This is a genomic window from Micromonospora sp. NPDC050686 (assembly GCF_040654475.1).
In the GTDB taxonomy this organism is placed as follows: domain Bacteria; phylum Actinomycetota; class Actinomycetes; order Mycobacteriales; family Micromonosporaceae; genus Micromonospora.
The window spans coordinates 21,261-42,360 of sequence record NZ_JBFAID010000003.1 but is presented as its reverse complement, the minus strand read 5'-3'; the positions used below and the strand labels follow the sequence as shown (position 1 = coordinate 42,360).

Below are 21,100 nucleotides of genomic sequence, written 5' to 3'. Positions count from 1 at the left end.
ATGCCGCCATTGTGTCAGCGCCGGACGGCGAATCGGCAGGCACCCCGGCTGCGGGGTTACCCGGCTCACGCGCGCCGGGGTCGGACTCACGCCGCAACGCCCATCGCCTCGACGGGCCGCGCCAGCGAGATCGCGATAGGCTGACCGGGTGGATCGTGCCGAACTGTCCGTCACCGTACACCGGACTGGCGATGAGGTCGTGCTTCGCCTCGTCGGTGAGATCGACATGCTCACGGCCGCCCAACTCAGCACCGTCGTCAACGAGGCGTTGGCGGATCCGCCGCCGCGCGTGGTGCTCGACCTGGGCGGGGTGACCTTCTGCGACTCGCAGGGCCTCGGCACCCTCGTCGTGCTCAGCCGTAAGGCCAGCCACGCCCAGAGCCTGCTGGTTCTCAGCAACGTCGGCGACTTCCTCCTCCGGGTCCTGGACATCACCGGCCTGCGCAGCGCCTTGATGATCCGCAACGAGACCGCCCCCTGACCCACCGGCGGTCAGCCGGCGGGGATGTCCCGGCGGCGGAAGGCGGCGAGGCCGGCCAGGGAGAGCAGGAGGGCCAGGGCGGCCAGCACGCCGAGCGGGGTGGCGCTCCAGTCGGGGCGCAGGACCTGGGGCGTGTGGGCGAACGGGGAGAGGTCCAGCAGCCACTGGTCCAGCTTCAACACCGGGCCGAGCTGACCGAGCAGCACGACGGCCGCCAGCGCCGCCCAGGCGAGCGGGGCCAGCCGGGGCAGCAGCCCGAACAGCAGCACCGCCAGGCCGGCCAGCACCCAGGCCGCGGGTAGCTGCGCCAGTGCGGCCCCGAGCATCCGGGGCAGCTCGCGCGGCACGTCGCCGATGCTGATCCCGTACGCCAGGCCGGTGGCGAGGCCGGTGGTCAGCAGCACCACCGCCGGGCCGAGCAGCGCGAACAGCAGGTGCGAGAGCAGCCAGGTCGAGCGGTGGGTCCCCGTCGCCAGCAGCGGCTCGGCCCGCCCGGCGGTCTCCTCCGTACGCATCCGCAACGCCGCCTGGATGCCGTAGCCGGCGGCGGCCATCCCGGTCAGGCCCAGCGTCGCCCCGAGATACGCGTCGGCCAGCCCGGACGCTCCCCCGAGTTGGGCCAGGATCTCTTCCAGCCGTGGGTTGCCCTCGACCGACCGGCCGGCCGCCTCGGCCGCGCCGCCGAGGATCAGCCCGAGCAGGCCGAAGCCGACCGACCACCAGAGGATCTGCCCGCGGTGCAGCCGCCAGGCCAGCCCGAACGACCCGGACAGCCCTCGTCCCGCGGTGGCCGGGCCGAGCCGCGAGGGCAACAGCCCGGCGCCCAGGTCCCGGCGTACCGACAGCGGGTACGCGACGGCCGCCAGCAGCACCGAGGCGGCGACCGGCAGCGCCAGCACCCACCAGCGGTCCCCCTCGTACGGCCGGACCCGGGGTGCCCAGCCGAGCGGGGAGAGCCAGCTCAGCCACTCCCGCCCGCCGGCGTCCCCGGCCAGCCGCAGCGCGAAGGCCAGCCCGAGCACACCGATCCCGATCCCCCGCGCGCCGCCGGCGCTCTCGGTGAGCTGGGCGGCCAGCCCGCCCAGGGTGGCGAACACGACGCCGGTCAGCGCGGTGGCCAGCCCGTACGCCAGGCTGCCGGCGGCCGGCAGCCCGGCCGACACCAGGCCGGCCGCGGTGAGCAGGCCGAGCAGCAGGCTGGCCGCGTACGCCACGAGCAGGGCGGCGGTGAGGCCGGCGTACCGGCCGAGCACGTTGCCGGCGAGCAGTTCCCGGCGCCCGGCCTCCTCCTCGGTGCGGGTGTGCCGCACGACGGTGAGCAGGGCGGCCATCCCGACGATCGCCAGCAGGAAGCCGCCGCGCTGGGCGGTCAGCGCGCCGACGCTCTCGCCGTAGAGCGGGCCGAGCAGCGCGACGATCGACGGGTTCCGCCCGGTGCCGGTGGCGTACGCGGCCCGTTCGGCGGCGGTCGGGAAGAGCTCGAAGAAGCTGGCCGCGTACGTCATCGGCAGCACCGCGAGGACCAGCACCCACAGCGGCAGCAGGATCCGGTCCCGGCGCAGGATCAGCCGGGCCAGGTGGCGGGTGCCGGTGAGCGTCGTCATCGCGTCACCCCGGCCGGCTCGTCGGTCGCCTCGTAGTGCCGCAGGAAGAGCTCCTCCAGCGTCGGCGGCTGGCTGACCAGGCTGCGTACGCCCAGCTCGGTGAGGCGGCGCAGCGCGGCGTCCAGGGCCACGGTGTCGACGTCGAAGCGCACCCGCTGCCCCTGCACCCGCAGGTCGTGCACGCCCGGCAGCTCGCCCAGCCCGTCCACCGAGCCGGTGAGCTCGGCGTCGATCGCGGTGCGGTGCAGGTGGCGCAGCTCGGTCAGGGTGCCGCTCTCCACCGCCCGGCCGTTGCGGATGATGGTCACCCGGTCGCAGAGCGCCTCCACCTCGGCCAGGATGTGGCTGGAGAGCAGCACGGTGCGGCCGTCCCGCTTGGCCCGGCCGACCCACTGCTGGAAGACCTCCTCCATCAGTGGGTCCAGGCCCGAGGTCGGCTCGTCGAGGATGAGCAGCTCGACGTCGGAGGCGAGGGCGGCGACCAGGCCGACCTTCTGCCGGTTGCCCTTGGAGTAGGTGCGGCCCTTCTTGCGCGGGTCCAGCTCGAAGGAGTCCAGCAGCTCGGCCCGGCGCCGCGGGTCGAGGCCGCCGCGCATCCGGCCCAGCAGGTCGATCACCTCGCCGCCGGAGAGGTTGGGCCAGAGGGTCACGTCACCCGGCACGTACGCCAGCCGGCGGTGCAGCGGCACCGCGTCCCGCCAGGGGTCGCCGCCGAGCAGCCGGACCGCCCCCGCGTCCGCCCGCAGCAGGCCGAGCAGCACCCGGATGGTGGTGGACTTGCCGGAGCCGTTCGGGCCCAGGAAGCCGTGCACTTCGCCGGCGCGGACGTTCAGGTCGAGCCCGTCCAGGGCCCTGATCCGGCCGAACGTCTTGACCAGGCCGGACACCTCAATGGGAGTTTCCATACATCAGAAGCTACGCTCGTTTCACAAACTTGTGAAGACACTGTCGTGTGAGGCACGATCAGGTTCCGGACCGGCGCGAAGAGGAGATCCGACCGATGGCTGAGGCGTCCCGTCCCACCCCGAACGAGGAGGAGGTCCACCTCTTCGTCGAACGGATGGCGATGGCGTTCGCCGACGTCGGTTTCCCCCGGATGGCCGCCCGGGTGCTGTTCACCGTGATGAGCGCGGACGAGCCGCTGACCGCCGCCGAGATCGGCGAACGCCTCGGGGTCAGCGCCGCCGCGGTCTCCGGCGCGGTCCGCTACCTCACCCAGTTCGGCATGCTGGTCCGGGAGCCGGTCAAGGGCTCCCGCCGGGACCGTTACCGGGTGCCGGACAACCCCTGGTACGAGGCCACCATCACCAAGACCGGCCTCTACAAGAACTTCATCGACATCGCCACGGCCGGGGTGGGCGCGCTGGACGGCGCCGGCCCCGGCCGGGAACGGGTGGCCGAGATGCGCGACTTCTTCGCCTTCGTCCAGGAGGAGATCGACGGTCTCGGCGAGCGCTGGCGCGCCCGCCGCGCCAGCCGTCAATCCTGACGGCGGCGGCCGGCCGGCGCGCCGTCCGCTCGTCAGCGGACGTCGTAGGTCAGGTGCGTGGTGGTCGAGGTCGGGACCACGCTGCGCCGCACCAGCGTGCGCGGTGCTCCGCCGGTGAACAGCGGCGTCCCGGCGCCCAGCACGACGGGCGCGAGGTGCAGCGTCAGTACGTCGACCAGCCCGGCGTGCAGCGCCGAGCCGACGGTGGCGCCGCCGCCCATGAGGACCACGTCGAGGTCCCTGCCGCTGGCCGCCGACGCCGCCTCGGCGCGCTCCCGCGCGGCGGCGACGGCGTCCGGCAGACCGGTGGTGACGAACGTCCAGTCGAGGTCGGTGCGGCGCACCGACTCCGGCGGCGCGCTCGTCACGACGACGAACGCGGGCTTGCCGACCTCCCCGGCGCCGTAACCGGACTCGTCGTTCCAGCCGTTCGGCCCGTCGACCACGTCGAAGAGCCGGCGGCCGAGCACGACGGCACCGGAGCGGGCGGTCGCCTCGCGCAGGATCCGGCGGTCGTCGGGGTCGTCGGAGAAGGCCCAGGTGTGCAGGGCCTCGCCGCCGTCGCCCAGGCCGTTGTCCGGGCCGGGGTCGGGCCCCGTGACGAAGCCGTCGAGGGAGACCGAGATGTCAGCGATGATGCGCGTCATACCGGTGCGGACCGGATCGGGCGCCCGAACTCATCGCTCGCCCGCGGAGCCCCAGCGGGCCTGCTCCAGCAGCTCGACCGCCCGGTCGGCACCGTCCGGGTCGCCCGAGCGCAGCAGCGCAGTGGCCTCGTCCACCGCGTCGGTGAGGGTGCGCCACTGCGTCTCGCGCTCACGGACCAGGTCCGACTGCATCGCCAGTTGCCGGCTCTTCACCCACAGCTCGACGAAGACGGAGACCTTGGCCCGCAGCACCCACGGGTCGAACGGCTTGGTCAGGTAGTCGACCGCGCCCACCGCATACCCGCGCAGCGCGAGCTGGGCGTCCCGGTCGGCGGCGGTCAGGAAGATGATCGGCACGTGCCGGGTCCGCTCCCGGCGCTTGATGTGGCTCGCGGTCTCGAAGCCGTCCATGTCCGGCATCTGCGCGTCCAGCAGGATCACCGCGAAGTCGTCGACGAGCAACTGCTTCAGCGCCGCCTCGCCGCTCTCCACGGCCACCGACTGCACGGGTAGCCCCTGGAGGATCGCCTCCAGGGCCATCAGGTTCTCCCGGCGATCGTCCACCAGCAGCGCCTTCGCGGTCTGCGTCACGAATGCTCCTCGCCTCGGCTGCCGTTGATCCAGGACGCCATCAGCTCGATCAGCTCGTCCAGGTCCACCGGCTTGGTGATGTAGTCGCTGCCCCCGGCCGCGAGCGCGGACTCGCGGTCGCCGGGCATCGCCTTCGCGGTGAGGAAGACGATCGGCAGGTCGGCAAAGCGGTGGTTGCGCCGGATCTGCCGGGTGGTCTCGTAGCCGTCCTGGTCCGGCATCATCGCGTCCATCAACACGATGTCCACCTCCGGATGCTCGGCCAGCAGGCGGACGCCGTCCGCCCCGTTGTCCGAGTACAACACGGTCATCCCGTGCAGTTCCAATGCGGAGGTCAGCGCGAAGACGTTCCGCACGTCGTCGTCCACGATCAACACGGTCGCCCCGTCGAGCTGCCGGGTGGCCGGTGCCTCCGGCCGCTCGTGCAGCAGCTCCACCGGCGGCATCAGCAACGACGACGGCAGGCCCGCCCGCTGCGGGGACGGCGGCTGCGGCGCCACCACCGCGTCCGGGGCCAGCACGTCGGGTACGAAGAGGGTGAACGTCGAGCCCTGGCCGGGTTCGGAGGTGACCGCGATCGTGCCGCCGAGCAGGCGGGCCAGGTCCCGGCTGATGGACAGGCCCAGCCCGGTGCCCCCGTACCGGCGGCTGGTGGTGCCGTCGGCCTGCTGGAACGCCTCGAAGATCAGCGACAGCTTGTCGTCCGAGATGCCGATGCCGGTGTCGATCACGGTGAACGCGATGACCCGCCGCGCGTTGATCAGCGCCGGCACGTCGAAGACCGCGTTCGCCGGCGCCAGCCCGATCCGCAGGGTCACCGCGCCCTCGTCGGTGAACTTCACCGCGTTGGAGAGCAGGTTGCGCAGGATCTGCTGCAACCGCTGCGCGTCGGTGACCAGCGCCGGCGGCAGCTCCGGGGCCAGCCGTACCTGGAGGTCCAGGCCCTTCTCCTCGGCCTGCGGGGCGAACGCCTGCTCGACGTACCCGCGGATCTCGTCGAACCGCACGTCGGTCGGCTCGACGTCCATCCGGCCGGCCTCGATCTTGGACAGGTCCAGGATGTCGTCGATCAGCGAGAGCAGATCCGAGCCGGCGCTGTGGATGGTCCGGGCGAACTCGATCTGCTTCGGCGTGAGGTTGTGCTCCGAGTTCTCGGCCAGCAGCCGGGCCAGCAGCAGCAGCGAGTTCAGCGGCGTACGCAGCTCGTGGCTCATGTTGGCCAGGAACTCCGACTTGTACGCCGAGGCCCGGGTGAGCTGCTGGGCCTTCTCCTCCAGGCCCAGCCGGGCCAGCTCGATCTCCCGGTTCTTGGTCTCGATGTTGCCCTTCTGCTCGGAGAGCAGCTTGGCCTTGTCCTCCAGCTCGGCGTTGGTGCGCTGCAACTCGGCCGACTGCTCCTGGAGCTCGTGCGCGAGCCGCTGCGACTGGGCCAGCAGCTCCTCGGTACGCCGGTTGGCCTGGATGGTGTTGACCGCGACGCCGATGGTCAGCACCAACCGCTCCAGGAAGGAGAGGTGCAGCTCGGAGAAGGCGGCCACCCCGGCGAACTCGATCACGCCGAGCAGCTCGCCCTCGAAGAGCACCGGCAGCACCACCAGGTCCGCCGGCGGCGTCTCGGCCAGCCCTGAGCGGAGCACCAGCCGCCCGTCCGGCTGGGCCTTGACCCGGATGGTCCGGCGGGAGAGCGCGGCCTGCCCGACCAACCCCTCGCCCGGCCCGAAGGTGACGTCGTGGCCGCGGGCCACGTACCCGTATGAGGCGGTGAGGCACAGCCGCATGCTGCCGTCGGAGCTGTCCGCCAGGAAGAACGCGCCGAGTTGCGCGTCGACCAGCGGGGTCACCTCCAACATGATCATGCGGCACACCTCGCCCAGGTCGCGCTGGCCCTGGAGCAGGCCACCGATCCGGGCCAGGTTGGAGTCCAGCCAGCCCTGCTCGGCGTTCTTCTTGGTCGTCTCCCGAAGGGTGACGATCATCTGGTTAATGTTGTCCTTCAGCTCGGCGACCTCGCCCTGCGCCTTCACCGCGATCCGCTGGGTCAGGTCGCCCCGGGTCACCGAGGTGGACACCTGGGAGATCGCGCGCAGCTGCGTGGTCAGCGTCGAGGCGAGCTGGTTGACGTTCTCGGTGAGGTCCCGCCAGGTGCCGGAGACCCCCTTCACCTGGGCCTGGCCGCCCAGCTTGCCCTCGATGCCCACCTCGCGGGCCACCCGGGTCACCTCGTCGGCGAACGACGACAACTGGTCCACCATCGTGTTGACGGTGTTCTTCAACTCCAGGATCTCGCCCTGCGCGTCCACGGTGATCTTCTGGCTCAGGTCGCCCTTCGCCACCGCCGTGGTCACCGAGGCGATGTTGCGCACCTGCGACGTCAGGTTCGACGCCATCGAGTTCACGTTGCCGGTCAGGTCCCGCCAGGTGCCGGAGACCCCCTTCACCTGGGCCTGGCCGCCCAGCTTGCCCTCCGTACCCACCTCGCGGGCCACCCGGGTCACCTCGTCGGCGAACGACGACAACTGGTCCACCATCGTGTTCACCGTCGACTTCAGCTCCAGGATCTCGCCCCGGGCATCCACCGTGATCTTCTGCGACAGGTCACCCTTCGCCACCGCCGTGGAGACCTGCGCGATGTTGCGCACCTGGGCGGTCAGGTTCGACGCCATCGAGTTCACGTTGTCGGTCAGGTCCCGCCAGGTGCCGGCCACGCCGCGGACCTGGGCCTGACCGCCCAGCTTGCCCTCCGTGCCCACCTCGCGGGCCACCCGGGTCACCTCGTCGGCGAACGACGACAACTGGTCCACCATCGTGTTCACCGTCGACTTCAGCTCCAGGATCTCGCCCCGGGCATCCACCGTGATCTTCTGCGACAGGTCACCCTTCGCCACCGCCGTGGTCACCGAGGCGATGTTGCGCACCTGCGACGTCAGGTTCGACGCCATCGAGTTCACGTTGTCGGTCAGGTCCCGCCAGGTGCCCAGGACGCCCTTCACCTGGGCCTGGCCGCCGAGCTTGCCCTCGGTGCCCACCTCGCGGGCCACCCGGGTCACCTCGTCGGCGAACGACGACAACTGGTCCACCATCGTGTTGACGGTGTTCTTCAGCTCCAGGATCTCGCCCTGCGCGTCCACGGTGATCTTCTGGCTCAGGTCACCCTTCGCCACCGCCGTGGAGACCTGGGAGATGTTGCGCACCTGGCTGGTCAGGTTGCCGGCGAGCTGGTTGACGTTCTCGGTGAGGTCCCGCCAGGTGCCGGACACCCCGCGGACCTGGGCCTGACCGCCCAGCTTGCCCTCGATGCCCACCTCGCGGGCCACCCGGGTCACCTCGTCGGCGAACGATGACAACTGGTCCACCATCGTGTTGACGGTGTCCTTCAGCTCCAGGATCTCGCCCTGCGCGGCCACCGTGATCTTCTGCGACAGGTCGCCCCGGGCGACCGCCGTGGAGACCTGCGCGATGTTACGCACCTGGGCGGTCAGGTTCGACGCCATCGAGTTGACGCTGTCGGTCAGGTCCTTCCAGGTGCCGGCCACGTTCGGCACGTCCGCCTGGCCGCCCAGCTTGCCCTCGGTGCCCACCTCGCGGGCCACCCGGGTGACCTGCTCGGCGAAGAGCCGCAGGGTGTCGGTCAGCGAGTTCATCGTGTCGGCCAGCTCGGCGACCTCGCCCCGGGCGCCCACGGTGATCTTCTGGCTCAGGTCGCCCTTCGCCACCGCCGTCGCCATCTGCGAGATCGACCGCACCTGGCCGGTCAGGTTCGACGCCATGGTGTTCACCGAGTCGGTGAGGTCCTTCCAGGTGCCGGCCACCCCGCGGACGTCCGCCTGGCCGCCCAGCTTGCCCTCGGTGCCCACCTCGCGGGCCACCCGGGTCACCTCGTTGGAAAAGGAGGAGAGCTGGTCGACCATGGTGTTCACGGTGCGGCCGATGCGCAGGTACTCACCGCGCAGCGGGCGACCGTCGATCTCCAGCGCCATGTGCTGGGAGAGGTCGCCGTCGGCCACCGCCACGATCACCCGGGCGATCTCGGTGGTCGGGCGGCCCAGGTCGTCGATCAGCGAGTTGATCGCCCGCTGACCCTCCGCCCACGAGCCGTCCAGCCCCTCCTCGTCGAGGCGTTCGGTGAGCCGGCCGTCCCGGCCCACGATCCGACTGATCCGGCGCAGGTCGAGGTGTTGCCGCTCCTGGAGCGAGACCACCTCGTTGAAGGCGTCCGCGACCTCCCCGGCCGCCCCCGCCCGGCGCGGCAACCGGACCTTCAGGTCGCCTCGGCGCACCTGGCGCAGAGCCTGCGCCAGCTCCGCGAGCATCACCTCGTGGTCTGAAGCGGACGAATCTGCGGCTACCGGATGTTTCGCCGTGGTCATCATTCCTCGCTCAGCTCGGGGCCCCCGGGTCGTGCCAGACCGCGGGCCATCCCATCATTGTGCCCGCGCCCGCGTCCGCGCCAGGCCGGCTGCGGACTCGCCGCGCCCGGCGGGCCGCACGTGGGCCCTGCTCACCGGGAAAAACGCCGGCCCCTCCGGCCGGGCGCCACGCCCGGGACCCGGTCGGCCCGGGCGGGTTGGCACCGGGCGGGCGACGGTGGAGGATACGAGGGTGTCAGCGGAGCCGGGGGCCGCGAAGTGGGACGGCCCGGAGGAGCACGTGCGGCGCGTCCGCCTCCCGGCCGACCCGCGTACGCCCGCCGCCGCGCGCGCCCTGGTCCGCTCCGTGCTGACCGAGGCGCACCTCGACGAGTTGCTCAACGAGGCGCTGCTGCTCACCACCGAACTCTCCACCAACGCGGTCGAGCACGCGCGGACCGAGCTGGACATCGAGGTCCTCGCGGACGGCGTCGGGCTGACCGTCACGGTCAGCGACTTCGCCGGCGGCCCGGTGGAGGAGCTGGTCGTCGGGGTCCGCAACGACTCCGCCGAGATCGGCGAGGTGGCCGAGCGCGGCCGGGGGCTGCTCCTGGTCGACCACTTCGCCAGCCGCTGGGGCACCACGTACCAGCCGACCGGTAAGGGGGTGTGGTTCCGGCTCGACCGGCCCGACACCCGCCCCGCCGACGCCGCCGGGGCGCATTTCCGGTCCGGAAGCGGGAACGGCGGGCAGGTGGAGAGCTCGACGCCCAGCGTGACCGCGATGAACGAGCTGATGCAGGCCAGCCCCGACCCGTACGCCGCCGATCCGCTGCCCGAGTTCGCCGCCGACCTGCTCGGGCGCCTCGCCGAGATGGTGGGCGCGGCCGGCGGCACGGTCCGATTGGACCGGGGCGACGGGCAGGGCACCCAGCCGCTGGCCCGGTACGGCCGGCAGCCCCGCCCCGGCAACGAGCTGCTCCGGGTGCGGCTGGCGGTGCACCGGCCGTACTCCGGCGAGCTGGAGCTGGACGCGGCGCCGACCGCGTACGCGCAGCCGCTCGCCATGCTGGTCGGCGAGCGGCTCTCCCTGCACCTGGAGAACGACCGGCTGCGCCGGGCGGACGTCCGGCGGCAGGCCTGGCTCACCTTCCTGGCCGAGGCCAGCGAGCTGCTCGCCCAGTCGCTGGACGTCGAGCTGACCATGGCGCTCATCCCGCAGCTGGTGGTGCCCCGGCTGGGCCAGTGGTGCGCGGTGCACACCACCGACGAGTGGGGCCGGCTCAAACTCGCCGCGGCCACCCATGCCGACGAGTCGGTGCTGCCCCAACTGGACCAGGCGTTGCGCGCCACCGGCCCGGACTCGGTGCACGCCCGGCTGCGGGAGGCGTCGCGCAGCGCCGCCCAGGTGCCGCTGGGCGCGCCGATGGAGGGTTTCGCGGTCCCGCTGATCGCCCGCGGCCAGCGGCTCGGCACCCTCGCGGTGGGCCGGCACCAGCGGCACCGGCACGACCCGGACGAGGTCGCCGTGCTGGAGGACGTGGCCCGCCGCGCCGCGCTGGCCATCGAGAACGCCCGGATCCACGCCGAGCGCCGGCGCATCGCGCAGACCCTGCAGAAGTCCCTGCTGCCGCCGGTGCTGCCGGTGATCGAGGGGATCGGCTTCGCCGCCGAGTACGTGCCGACCGGCGACGACGCCGAGGTCGGCGGCGACTTCTACGACGTGCTGCCACTGCCGGACGGCCGGTGGCTGGTGGTGATCGGCGACGTCTCCGGCAAGGGCGTGCAGGCGGCCGCCGTCACCGGGCTGGTCCGGGACGTGATCCGGGTGCTGGCCGGCGACGGCAAGCCGCTGCCCGAGGTGCTCACCCGGCTCAACGAGACCCTGGTGGAACGCGGTGGCGGGCGCTACTGCACGCTGGCGCTGGCGGCGGTCACCCCCGGCGAGGGCGACCAGCTCGACGTCTCGCTGCACCTGGCCGGCCACGACCGGCCGGTGCTGCTGCGCGGTGGGGGCGGCGCGGCCTTCGTCGGCACCGGCGGCACCGCGCTCGGCCTGCTCGACTCGATCGCCACGCCGACCGTCGAGTTCCCGCTCGACCCGGGCGACGCGCTGGTCTTCTACACCGACGGGGTGACCGAGCGGCGGCGCGGCCGGGAGCTCTTCGGCACCGACCGACTGCGCGACGCCGCCGCCCCGCTGGCCGGATATTCGGCCGACGTGATCGCCGCCCGGCTCCGCTCCACCGCGATCAACTTCTCGGTGGAGGCGCCCCGGGACGACATCGCCGTGCTGGTGTTGCGCAACGACGCGCTCTGAGGGGCGGCGGGTCCGCCCGCCGGTGACTACATTGACGGGCATGTCCAGCCGCGCCGAACCCGCCGACCCGCGGCCCCCGCTGGTCCGCACGGTGATCGTCGCCCAACTGGCGGTGATCGGCGCGTTCGCCGTGGTCGCCGCCATGTATGTCGGCCGGATGCTCGCCGCCGGGGTCGGCCCCGCCGAGATGGTGACCGGCCAGTACGACCCGAAGGACATGGTGCCGTTCGGCCTGACCGGCTGGAACCCGTTCGCCTGGCTCTATCTCGTGGTGGCGCTGCTCCACCTGGCCGGCGCCGTGCTCGCCCCGGCGCTGGCGGTCTTCGCCGTGGTGACCGTGGCCCGCGAGCGGCGCGCGTTGTCCGGGCGGGCGAGGGCCCTGCTGCTCGGCGGCGCGGTCGGCGGCCTGCTGGTGCTCGCGCTGCGGTTCCTCCCGGCGGTGGCCGACATGCACCGGTGGTGGCTGGACTGACCACGGCGGCCTGACCGCGCTGGCCTGACCGTGGCGGCCTGACCTACAGGCCGCCCGGCAGCCGACCCGGGGCCAGTCGGCGGTGCGGGTCGAGGTGCTCCTTCGCGGCGCGCAGCCGGGGGATCACCGCCGGCTCACCCCACACGTCGACGGCCTGCCGGACCGCCGGCGGCGCCGAGAGCACCACGCACCGGCCCCGGCGGGCCAGCAGCACCCCGCGCACGGCGGCGAGGATCGCGCCGACCCGCTCGGCGGGCAGCGAACCTGGCAGGGCCGCGTGCACCACGCCCAGGCCGGCCGAGCCGCGCACCGGGACGGGAGCGCCGGCGGCGTCGCGGAGCGCGTACACCGCGGCGTGCAGGTCGCCGATCGGCACCTCGACCCGCAGCGCGGTGTCGCCCGGGGCGAACGGGTAGCGCCGCCACCAGTCCGGGGCCGAGTGGGCCACCGTCGCGTCGCCCCCGACCAGGGCGACCAGCCGCTCGGCGCGCTCGGTGACCTCGGCCGGGCCGCCCTCGAGGAGCACGGCCAGCGTGCCGGCGCCGCCCCGGGCCGCGGCCGGGTCCCGCCGCCGGCCGGCCGCCGACGGGTGGTTGGCCATCGCGGCGGCACGGGACGGGTGCATCGGCCGCCAGGCCCGGGGGCCGGTGGGCAGATCCAGCTCGATGGCCGCCGGGTCGAGGCGGGCGGCGAGCACCGCCCGGACCAGGTCGTGCACCTCCAGCGGCGTCCACACCGGGCGGGAGACCCAGACCCGGGTCGCCGGCAGGGCCTGCACCCGCAGGGTGGCCGAGACGAGCACCCCCAGGCCGCCCTGGGAGCCGCAGAGCAACCGGCCCAGCTCCAGCCCGACCGGCGGCGCGCCGCCCGCCGCCTCGGCCGCGCCGGCGCCGACCAGCTCGCCGTCGGCGTCCAGCCAGCGCAGGCCGACCAGTTGATCGCACGCGGTGCCGTGCCGCAGCCGCAGCGGGCCGGCCTCGTCGGCGGCGAGCACCCCGCCCAGGGTGGCGCCCGGCGACGGCGGGTCGAGCGGCAGCCGCCGGCCGGTGCGCTCCAGGGCGGACTGCACCGCGCGCAGCGGCGTGCCGGCGCCGATCTCGGTCACCGGCGAGCGGGTGGGCTGGTGCCCCAGCCCGGCGAGCCGGCCGGTGTCGAGCATGATGTCGACCCGCGCCGGCGCCGCCCCCCAGTCGATCTTGGTGCCGGCGCCCCGGGGCACCACGGTCAGGTCGTGCCGGGCGGCCAGCCGGAGCACCTCGGCCGCCGCCGCAGGCCCGCCGGGCACCGCCACCCAGCGCGCGGACCGGCCGGCGACCTCGTCGGCGGCCCCGGCGAAGCGGGCGAAGGGCGGGCCGCAGATCTCGGTCAACTTTCGGGTGATCTCCATCGCGCCGGTCGAACTCGCTGCAGCCGCCATGGCGGTTATCGTACACATGTTCGAACGATCGTGGCGGCGGTTCGGCGGCCGACGCCGGGCCGGCGGCGACGGCCGGCCGGTAACGTGGCGCCGTGACCACCGAGACTCCCGACAACGCCAGCTCGGCGCGGCCGGCGCCCGTCGCCAGGCGCGTCCCCACCGAGCGCACCCACCACGGCGACACGGTCGTCGACGAGTACGCCTGGCTCGCCGCCAAGGACGACCCGGCGACCATCGCGCACCTCACCACGGAGAACGCGTACACCGAGGCGCGCACCGCGCACCTGGCGGCGCTGCGCGAGCAACTGTTCGAGGAAACCCGGCGGCGCACCCAGGAGACCGACCTCTCGGTGCCCGCCCGCAAGGGCGCGCACTGGTACTACACCCGCACGGTCGAGGGCCAGCAGTACGGCGTGCACTGCCGCCGGGCGGTCCGCGACGGCGAGACCGCCCCGCCGATGAGCGCCGACGGCGCCCCCCTCGACGGCGAGGAGGTGCTGCTCGACGGCAACCTGCTCGCCGAGGGCCACGACTTCTTCGCGCTCGGCGCGTTCGACGTCAGCCCGGACGGCCGCTGGCTGGCGTACTCCACCGACTTCACCGGCGACGAGCGGTTCACCCTGCGGATCAAGGACCTGAGCACCGGCGAGGTGCTCCCCGACGAGGTGCCCGACTCGTTCTACGGCACCGCCTGGTCCACCGACGCCTCGGTGCTCTTCTACGTCACCGTCGACGACGCGTGGCGGCCCAACCGGGTGTGGCGGCACACCGTGGGCACCCCGTCGAGCGAGGACGTGGTGGTGCACGCCGAGGACGACGAGCGGTTCTGGGTCGGCGTCGAGCTGACCCGCTCCGAGCGGTTCGTGGTCATCGACATCCACAGCAAGGTCACCAGCGAGGTCCGGGTGATCCCGGCCGGAAACCCCACCGGGGAGCCCGCGGTCGTCGCCCCGCGCCGGCAGGGCGTCGAGTACGCGGTGGAGCACCACGGCCACCGCTTCCTGATCCTGCACAACGACGGCGCGGAGGACTTCGCCCTGGCCTGGACCTCGGCCGACGCGCCGGGCGACTGGGTGCCGCTGATCGAGCACTCCCCCGGCACCCGGCTGGAGGCCGTCGACGCGTTCGAGAACCACCTGGTCGTCTCCCTGCGCGGCAACGGGCTGACCGGGCTGCGGGTGCTGCCGGTCGGCGGCGGTGACGGCTGGGACATCGACTTCCCGGAGCCGATCTACAGCGTCGGGCTGGACGCCAACCCGGAGTACCGCACCGACTCGGTCCGGCTGCGCTACACCTCGCTGGTCACCCCGGACTCCGTCTACGACTACGACCTGGTCACCCGGGAGCTGGTGCTGCGCCGGCAGCGGCCGGTCCGCCCCGGGCCGGACGGGCGACCGTACGACCCGGCCGACTACGAGCAGCACCGGGACTGGGCCGTCGCCGACGACGGCGCCCGGGTGCCGATCTCGCTGGTCTGCCGCCGGGGCGCCCCGCGCGACGGCACCGCCGCCGCCGTCCTCTACGGCTACGGCTCGTACGAGGCCAGCATGGACCCGTGGTTCTCCATCGCCCGGCTCAGCCTGCTCGACCGAGGCGTCGTCTTCGCCGTCGCGCACATCCGCGGCGGCGGCGAGCTGGGCCGGCGCTGGTACGACCAGGGCAAGCTGCTGGCCAAGAAGAACACCTTCACCGACTTCGTGGCCTGCGCCCGGCACCTGGTCAAGGCCGGCTGGACGGCGAGCGACCGGCTGGTCGCCCGGGGCGCGTCGGCCGGCGGCCTGCTGATGGGCGCGGTGGCCAACCTGGCCCCCGACGCGTTCGCCGGGGTCGTCGCGCAGGTGCCCTTCGTGGACGCCCTCAACACGATCCTCGACCCGTCGCTGCCGCTGACCGTCACCGAGTGGGAGGAGTGGGGCAACCCGCTCGACGACCCCGAGGTGTACGCGTACATGAAGTCGTACACCCCGTACGAGAACGTGACGGCCGTCGACTATCCGGCCATCCTCGCGGTGACCAGCCTGAACGACACCCGGGTGCTCTACCACGAGCCGGCCAAGTGGATCGCCCGGCTGCGCGCCGTCGCCCCGCAGGGCGACTACCTGCTCAAGACCGAGATGGGCGCCGGCCACGGCGGCCCCAGCGGCCGCTACGACGCCTGGCGCGAAGAAGCCTTCATCAACGCCTGGATTCTCGACCGGATGTAAGGAGGGGCCCCCGCTCAACGCATTCGGTAGAGGCGGGGGCCCGCTCAACACCCCGGGACGGGCGCAGCGGCGAGCGCCGAGGCCAGCACCGCCGGCTCGACGTTGCCGCCGGTGACCACCGCGACCGTACGCCCCGGCGGCAGCTCATCCGGGTGGAACAGCCGGGCCGCCAGCGCCACCGCGCCACTCGGCTCGGCCACCAGCCGCGCCTCACGGGCCAGCCGGCCCATCGCCGCGGCGATCTCCTCCTCGCCGACCGTGACGATGCGGTCGAGCCGTTCCCGCAGGTGGGCGAGGGTGAGCTCGGACAGGCTGGTGCGCAGCCCGTCGGCGCTGGTCCGGTACGTCCGCGCCACGTCCCAGACCACCACCTCGCCGGCGGCCAGCGACTCGCGGGCATCGGCGGCCAGCGCGGGTTCCACCCCGACCACCACCGCCGACGGGCGCAGCGCGGCGACCGCCGTGGCCACGCCGGCGGAGAGGCCGCCGCCACCGACCGGCACCAGCACCACGTCCACGTCCGGCAGGTCCGCGACGATCTCCAGCCCGACCGTGCCCTGCCCGGCGATGATCCGCCGGTCGTCGAAGGGCGGCACCAGCGTCGCCCCGGTCGCCGCCACGACCCGCTCCGCCTCGGCCAGCCGCCGGGCCGGCGGCACCAGCCGTACGTCGGCGCCCAACGCCCGCATCCGGTCCACCTTGACCCGCGGTGCGCCGTCCGGCACCACCACGGTGCACGGCACGCCGAAGGTCCGGGCCGCGTACGCCAGGGCCTGGCCGTGGTTGCCCGAGGAGTGGGTGACCACGCCCCGGGACCGGGCCGCCGGGTCGAGCCGGGCCACCGCGTGGGTCGCGCCGCGCAACTTGAACGACCCCACCGGTTGCAGGCTCTCCGGCTTGAGCCACAGGTCGCCGTCCCACGGCGCCGGCACGAGCGGGGTACGCAGCACCGCGCCGGCGAGGTCGGCGGCGGCGGCCCGGACATCGGCGATCGAGACCAGCTCCATCGCCCCATCCTGCCCCGCGCCGCCGCGGTCCACCCGTCGCGGGCGGCGCTCGATCGTGAAAAGAGTGGCCTTCCCGAGGCTTGGAAGGGGCGCCTCCCTGGATCGAGCACGATCATGCGGGAGGGGCGCACGAGCGGGCGCCTAGACTGCGCGGGTGAGCGAGGCCGACGACGAGGAGCGGGCCGGGGCGGACGTACGCCCGCCCGGGGCGGCCCGGCGCGGGCCGGCCTGGGTGATCCTCGCGGTGGTCGCCGCCGCCCTGCTGGTCTGCTGCTGCTCCGCGGTCGTCGGCCTGGCGGTCTCGTGGTCGGCCGGCCTCTTCCACGACGGCTGAGCTTCGCGGTATCAGGGTGTTAACCCGGGGGCCCCGGCTAGACGAAATGCGTTAACCGGGGCCCCTCCTTACCCCCGGACCAGGGCGGCGGCCTCGCCCGTGCGGACCATCCGCTGCCAGCGCAACCGGTTCCCGATCACCGCGGTCACCACCGACTGCACCACCACCAGGTACATCACCTGGCGGTAGACGAGCTGCTGGAGCGGCAGCGTCCAGAGCGGACCGAAACGTTCCCGATCCAGCCGCAGCGCGTACGCGGCGGTGCAGCCCTGGAGCAGGAGCAGGCCCAGCCAGGCCAGCACCAGCTTCGACCAGGGCATGAAGATCAGGCCGTACAGGGCGAACACGTCCACCGCCGGCGCGGTCAGCGGCAACACGATCTGGAACAGCGTCAGGTACGGCAGGCCGCGCCGTCCCAGCTTGCCCCCGCCCCCCGCCTCACGGAGCGAGTGGCGGTGCTTCCACATCGCCTGCAAGGTGCCGTAGCACCAGCGGTAGCGCTGCCGCCAGAGCTGGCGCAGCGAGGAGGGCGCCTCCGTCCAGGCGATCGCCCGCTCCTCGTACGTGACCCGCCACCCGGCGCGGAGCACCTTCATCGTCAGGTCGGTGTCTTCGGCGAGGGTGTCCGACGGGACCCCGCCGACATCGAGCAGCACGTCGCGGCGGAACGCCCCGATCGCGCCGGGAATGGTGGGCATGCACCGCAGCACGTCGTACATCCGGCGGTCGAGGTTGAAGCCGATCACGTACTCCAGGTGCTGCCAGCGACCGAGCAACCGCCGCCGGTTCGCCACCTTGGTATTGCCGGAAATCGCGCCCACCCGCGGGTCGGCGAAACCCTGCACCAGCTGGTGGATCGTGTCCGGCTGGAACACGGTGTCGCCGTCCACCAGCACCAGCAGCCCGGCCCGGGCCGCCCGGATGCCGGTGTTCAGCGCGGCCGGCTTGCCGGCGTTGGCCTGCCGGATGACGCGCACCCCGGGCAGCCGCAGCCGCGCCACGATGTCGGCGGTGCCGTCGCTGGACCCGTCGTCCACCACGATCACCTCCAGCGCCGGGTACGCGCTGGCCACCAGGGACCGCACGGTCGCGGCGATGTTCGCCGCCTCGTTGTACGCCGGCACGATCACCGACACCGGGGCGCCCACCGCCGCGCCGTGGTGCCGCGGCCGGCGTACCCGGCGGACGTGCAGCTGGGCGCAGGCCACCTGCACCGCGAGCCGGGCCAGGCCGAGCGCCAGCGCCACGCCGAGCAGGGCGTTCATCGCGGCGGCCAGCCACTCGGCGCCGGCCTGGGCCCAGCGCAACGCGGCGCCGCTCAGCGTCGTGGTGAGCCCGGCCGACACCGTCGACCCCGGGGCGGCGACGGCCTCCGACACGGTGGTGAAGCGGTAACCCGCCTTGGTCAGCCGGGGCAGCAGCTGGTCGAGCGCGGCCACCGTCTGGCTCCGGTCGCCGCCGCCGTCGTGCATCAGCACCACCGCGCCCCGGCCGCTCGGTGGGGTGGCGGCGCGCACGATCGCCGGGGCGCCGGGGCGCTGCCAGTCCTTGGTGTCCCGGTCGGCGAGCACGGCCACGTGGCCGCTGCCCGCGGCAGCGCGCAGCACGTCGTACTGCCGGCCGGTCAGGGACCGGGTGGTGGAGGTGAACGGCGGTCGCAACAGGGTCACCTCCCGGCCGGTGGCGGAGGCGATCGCCTTACGGGTCAGCGACAGCTCCAGGTCGGTCCGCCAGGTCGAGGAGGCGCTCAGGTCGGCGTGGGTGAAGGAGTGGGAGCCGATCTCGTGGCCCTCGGCGAGGATCCGCCGGGCCAGCTCCGGATGCTCGTTGACCCGGGCGCCGACCAGGAAGAAGGTGGCGTGTGCGCGATGCCGGCGCAGCACGTCGAGGACCTGCGGCGTCCACCGTGGATCCGGCCCGTCGTCGAAGGTCAGCGCCACCGTCCGGTCGGGCACCGAGCGGACCAGCGGCTTCGCCTGGTCCAGCCGGAGCACCGGGCCGCCGGCGGTGACCTGCCGCGGGGCCGGCAGGGTGCCCGTGGCGGACGGGCCCGAGCCGCCGGCGACGCCGGTCACCAACGCGTTCAGGCTGAGCGCGGCGAGCAGGACGGCCAGGCCGAGCAGGAGCAGCAGCCAGTGTGCCCGGGGATCGCGTCGGGCCGCGTGCAGCGCCATCGTCAGGGCTTGCCCGGGGACCTGCTCGGCCGGGCGCTGTTGCGCCGCTCCACACCCTGGCCGCGGTGGGTGGCGGTGGGCTGGGTAGTCGGCGCGGCGGTCGGGCCGGACGGTTGCCCGGTGGCGGCCGGTGACGACCTCGTGACCACCGGCGCGGCGGTGCTGGTCACCGCGGACGGGCCGGGCCGCCGGCCGGGCGGCTGGGCGGCCTCGTCCAGGCGGTCGCCCTTGCCGACATCGGCCTTGATCGGGGACTGCCCCCTGCCGGTGTCGGACCATCCGGGCAGCGACACGGACGAGTCCGAGAAGAGCCCGGCGGCGATCAGCCCGACGCTGGTGAGCAGGCCGAGACCGAGGACGGTTCCGGCGATCACGGTGAGCCGCCGACGTCGGCCGGTTCGATCGACGAAGACCGGCGGCGCGCCGCCCGGCTGGTTCCGCATCTGGTGCACTCCCGCTGTCGCACTGGGCGGGGGACTCCGCCCCGACGCCGGCCCGCCGGGCGGGCCCTCGCAGCCATCAGCGTGCCGGCGTGCGGCAGCGTTACGCCCAGACCTGCCCGTCCGCGAGTCGCAGTGGCGTCTCGTCCGGCAGGAGGACCGGCAGGGTCAGGCGGTGGCCCGGGTCCAGGCGGGATCGCGTCCGCTCCGGCCGAGCAGGCGGTCCAGGTCGGTGGCGCCGGCGTCGGTGGGCACCGGCGCGCCGAACGCGCCCATCCGCTGCCCCATCTCGCCCATCCGGTCCATGAAGGCGTGCCCGGTCGCCACCACGTCGGCCGGGGCGTCCATCCGCTGCCCGGTGGCCCGGGCCAGGTCCCAGCCGTGCACGGTGAGGTCGACCAGCAGCATGTCGCCGACGGTGGCCTGCGGCAGGCCCATCCCCGGGGAGTCGCCCTCCAGGGCCGCCGGATCCGACCACGCCTCGATCGCCCGGTCCACCTCGACCGCGAACCGGTCCCGCCAGCCCTCGGTCAGGTGGTCCTCCTTGCGGGACCAGTCGGGCGCCTCCCGGCGGGCCATGCTCTGGAAGTTCACCGCCACGTCGTACAGGTGGTTCAGCAGGTCCCGCACCGTGTATTCGGGGCACGGCGTGGAAAGGTCGAGCTGATCGTCGGTGACGCCCCGGACCACGGTCACCGTCCGTGGTGCGATCTCGGTCAGCAGCTCACTAGTCTTCGTGCTCATAGCGCCAGCGTACGAAGGTGGTCTTGAACAAATGCGACAACGACCGCGCGGCGACGACCGGGGCATTCTCGACCCCGGCCGGCTGCGGCGCCAGGTCCGGTTCCGGCGGCGGCTGCCGGCGGCGGCGCTGCGGCCGTACGTGGAGCACTACTGGCTGATCGACTGGGCGCTGACCGAGCCGCACGAGCAGCGGCTGGTGCCGCACCCGGCGGTCAACGTGGTGTTCCACGGCAACGACGACGCGCCGGAGACCGCGGAGGTTTCCGGCGTCGCCACCCAACTCTTCTCGATCACGTTGCACGGCGTGGGGCGGGCCACCGGCGTGCAGTTCCGTCCGGGCGGCTTCCGGCCGTTCTGGCGGCGGCCGGTCGCCGAGCTGACCGGGCGTCGGCGGCCGCTCGCCGCCCTCGGGCTGCCCGTCCCACCGGGCCGGCGCGGCGCGGGCACCGACGACGAGCGGTGCCGCCGCCTGGACGACCTGCTCGCCGGTTGGTCGCCGGCCCCCGACCCGGTGGCCGCCGAGGTGATCACGCTGGCCGAGGAGATCCGCACCGACCGGGACGTGTTGCGGGTCGACGACTTCGCCCGGCGGCACGGGGTCTCCACCCGGCAGCTGCAACGCCTCTTCCTGGACCACGTGGGGATCGGCCCGAAGTGGGTGATCCGCCGCTACCGGCTCCAGGAGGCGATCGAGCGGGCCACCGCCGGACCGCCCGACTGGGCCGCCCTCGCCGCCGACCTGGGGTACGCCGACCAGGCCCACCTGGCCCGGGAGTTCCGCGCGGTCACCGGCGTTTCTCCGGCCGCGTACGCCCGCTCGCTGGCCTGAC

At 73.8% G+C, this 21,100-nt stretch carries 17 protein-coding genes; 7 read left to right on the top strand and 10 right to left on the bottom strand.

Annotation, left to right across the window (positions count from 1 at the left end; translation table 11 throughout):
• The first annotated feature begins 148 nt into the window (after nt 1-148).
• Nucleotides 149-481, top strand: a complete 333-nt coding sequence (locus AB0H57_RS03985; RefSeq protein WP_357502397.1) for an STAS domain-containing protein — start codon at nt 149-151, stop codon at nt 479-481.
• 11 nt (nt 482-492) lie between these two features.
• Here the strand turns inward: AB0H57_RS03985 and AB0H57_RS03980 are convergent, their stop codons facing one another.
• Together AB0H57_RS03980 and AB0H57_RS03975 are read right to left on the bottom strand one after the other, a co-directional pair.
• Nucleotides 493-2,085, bottom strand: coding sequence for an ABC transporter permease (locus tag AB0H57_RS03980; protein ID WP_357502395.1), 1,593 nt, complete (start codon nt 2,083-2,085; stop codon nt 493-495).
• The gene (locus AB0H57_RS03975; RefSeq protein ID WP_357502393.1) at nt 2,082-2,990 is read right to left on the bottom strand and encodes an ABC transporter ATP-binding protein; all 909 of its coding nucleotides are present in this window, start codon (nt 2,988-2,990) and stop codon (nt 2,082-2,084) included. Before AB0H57_RS03975 ends, AB0H57_RS03980 begins: the two co-directional genes overlap by 4 nt.
• Before the next feature lie 95 nt (nt 2,991-3,085).
• Between AB0H57_RS03975 and AB0H57_RS03970 the strand changes: the two genes are divergently transcribed.
• Complete coding sequence (locus AB0H57_RS03970) at nt 3,086-3,574, top strand: MarR family transcriptional regulator (protein WP_357502392.1); 489 nt, start codon at nt 3,086-3,088, stop codon at nt 3,572-3,574.
• 32 nt (nt 3,575-3,606) lie between these two features.
• On the opposite strand, the gene AB0H57_RS03965 is transcribed toward AB0H57_RS03970, so the two are convergent.
• From AB0H57_RS03965 to AB0H57_RS03955, 3 genes are read right to left on the bottom strand one after another with little or no spacing between them, the layout of a single operon-like run.
• The gene (locus AB0H57_RS03965) at nt 3,607-4,221 is read right to left on the bottom strand and encodes a dihydrofolate reductase family protein (protein ID WP_357502390.1); all 615 of its coding nucleotides are present in this window, start codon (nt 4,219-4,221) and stop codon (nt 3,607-3,609) included.
• A gap of 30 nt (nt 4,222-4,251) precedes the next feature.
• Complete coding sequence (locus AB0H57_RS03960) at nt 4,252-4,812, bottom strand: response regulator (protein ID WP_357502388.1); 561 nt, start codon at nt 4,810-4,812, stop codon at nt 4,252-4,254.
• Nucleotides 4,809-9,122: a HAMP domain-containing protein gene (locus AB0H57_RS03955; RefSeq protein ID WP_357502386.1), complete on the bottom strand. Its 4,314-nt coding sequence runs from the start codon at nt 9,120-9,122 to the stop codon at nt 4,809-4,811. Before AB0H57_RS03955 ends, AB0H57_RS03960 begins: the two co-directional genes overlap by 4 nt.
• Nucleotides 9,123-9,411: 289 nt before the next feature.
• Here AB0H57_RS03955 and AB0H57_RS03950 point away from each other — a divergent pair, with 289 nt between their 5' ends.
• Together AB0H57_RS03950 and AB0H57_RS03945 are read left to right on the top strand one after the other, a co-directional pair.
• Entirely contained in the window at nt 9,412-11,478 is a 2,067-nt protein-coding gene (locus AB0H57_RS03950) for a SpoIIE family protein phosphatase (RefSeq protein ID WP_357502384.1), read from the top strand.
• Between the two features lie 40 nt (nt 11,479-11,518).
• Nucleotides 11,519-11,950: a hypothetical protein gene (locus AB0H57_RS03945; protein WP_357502382.1), complete on the top strand. Its 432-nt coding sequence runs from the start codon at nt 11,519-11,521 to the stop codon at nt 11,948-11,950.
• Between the two features lie 43 nt (nt 11,951-11,993).
• On the opposite strand, the gene AB0H57_RS03940 is transcribed toward AB0H57_RS03945, so the two are convergent.
• On the bottom strand, nt 11,994-13,367 hold the full coding sequence (locus tag AB0H57_RS03940) for an FAD-binding oxidoreductase (protein WP_357502380.1): 1,374 nt from the start codon (nt 13,365-13,367) through the stop codon (nt 11,994-11,996).
• 92 nt (nt 13,368-13,459) lie between these two features.
• On the opposite strand from AB0H57_RS03940, the gene AB0H57_RS03935 reads away from it, so the two are divergent.
• Nucleotides 13,460-15,571, top strand: a complete 2,112-nt coding sequence (locus AB0H57_RS03935; RefSeq protein ID WP_357502378.1) for a S9 family peptidase — start codon at nt 13,460-13,462, stop codon at nt 15,569-15,571.
• A 44-nt stretch (nt 15,572-15,615) separates the two neighbouring features.
• Here the strand turns inward: AB0H57_RS03935 and AB0H57_RS03930 are convergent, their stop codons facing one another.
• On the bottom strand, nt 15,616-16,578 hold the full coding sequence (locus AB0H57_RS03930) for a threonine/serine dehydratase (RefSeq protein WP_357502376.1): 963 nt from the start codon (nt 16,576-16,578) through the stop codon (nt 15,616-15,618).
• 154 nt (nt 16,579-16,732) lie between these two features.
• Between AB0H57_RS03930 and AB0H57_RS03925 the strand changes: the two genes are divergently transcribed.
• The gene (locus tag AB0H57_RS03925; RefSeq protein ID WP_357502374.1) at nt 16,733-16,912 is read left to right on the top strand and encodes a hypothetical protein; all 180 of its coding nucleotides are present in this window, start codon (nt 16,733-16,735) and stop codon (nt 16,910-16,912) included.
• Nucleotides 16,913-16,980: 68 nt separating this feature from the next.
• Here AB0H57_RS03925 and AB0H57_RS03920 read toward each other — a convergent pair whose 3' ends face one another.
• The 3 genes from AB0H57_RS03920 to AB0H57_RS03910 form a co-directional block, all read right to left on the bottom strand.
• Nucleotides 16,981-19,086, bottom strand: coding sequence for a bifunctional polysaccharide deacetylase/glycosyltransferase family 2 protein (locus AB0H57_RS03920; protein ID WP_357502373.1), 2,106 nt, complete (start codon nt 19,084-19,086; stop codon nt 16,981-16,983).
• Between the two features lie 2 nt (nt 19,087-19,088).
• Nucleotides 19,089-19,529, bottom strand: coding sequence for a hypothetical protein (locus tag AB0H57_RS03915; protein ID WP_357502371.1), 441 nt, complete (start codon nt 19,527-19,529; stop codon nt 19,089-19,091).
• Nucleotides 19,530-19,694: 165 nt separating this feature from the next.
• Nucleotides 19,695-20,270, bottom strand: a complete 576-nt coding sequence (locus AB0H57_RS03910; protein ID WP_357502369.1) for a TIGR03086 family metal-binding protein — start codon at nt 20,268-20,270, stop codon at nt 19,695-19,697.
• 31 nt (nt 20,271-20,301) lie between these two features.
• Here AB0H57_RS03910 and AB0H57_RS03905 point away from each other — a divergent pair, with 31 nt between their 5' ends.
• The gene (locus AB0H57_RS03905) at nt 20,302-21,099 is read left to right on the top strand and encodes an AraC family transcriptional regulator (protein WP_357502367.1); all 798 of its coding nucleotides are present in this window, start codon (nt 20,302-20,304) and stop codon (nt 21,097-21,099) included.
• Nucleotide 21,100 lies beyond the last annotated feature (1 nt).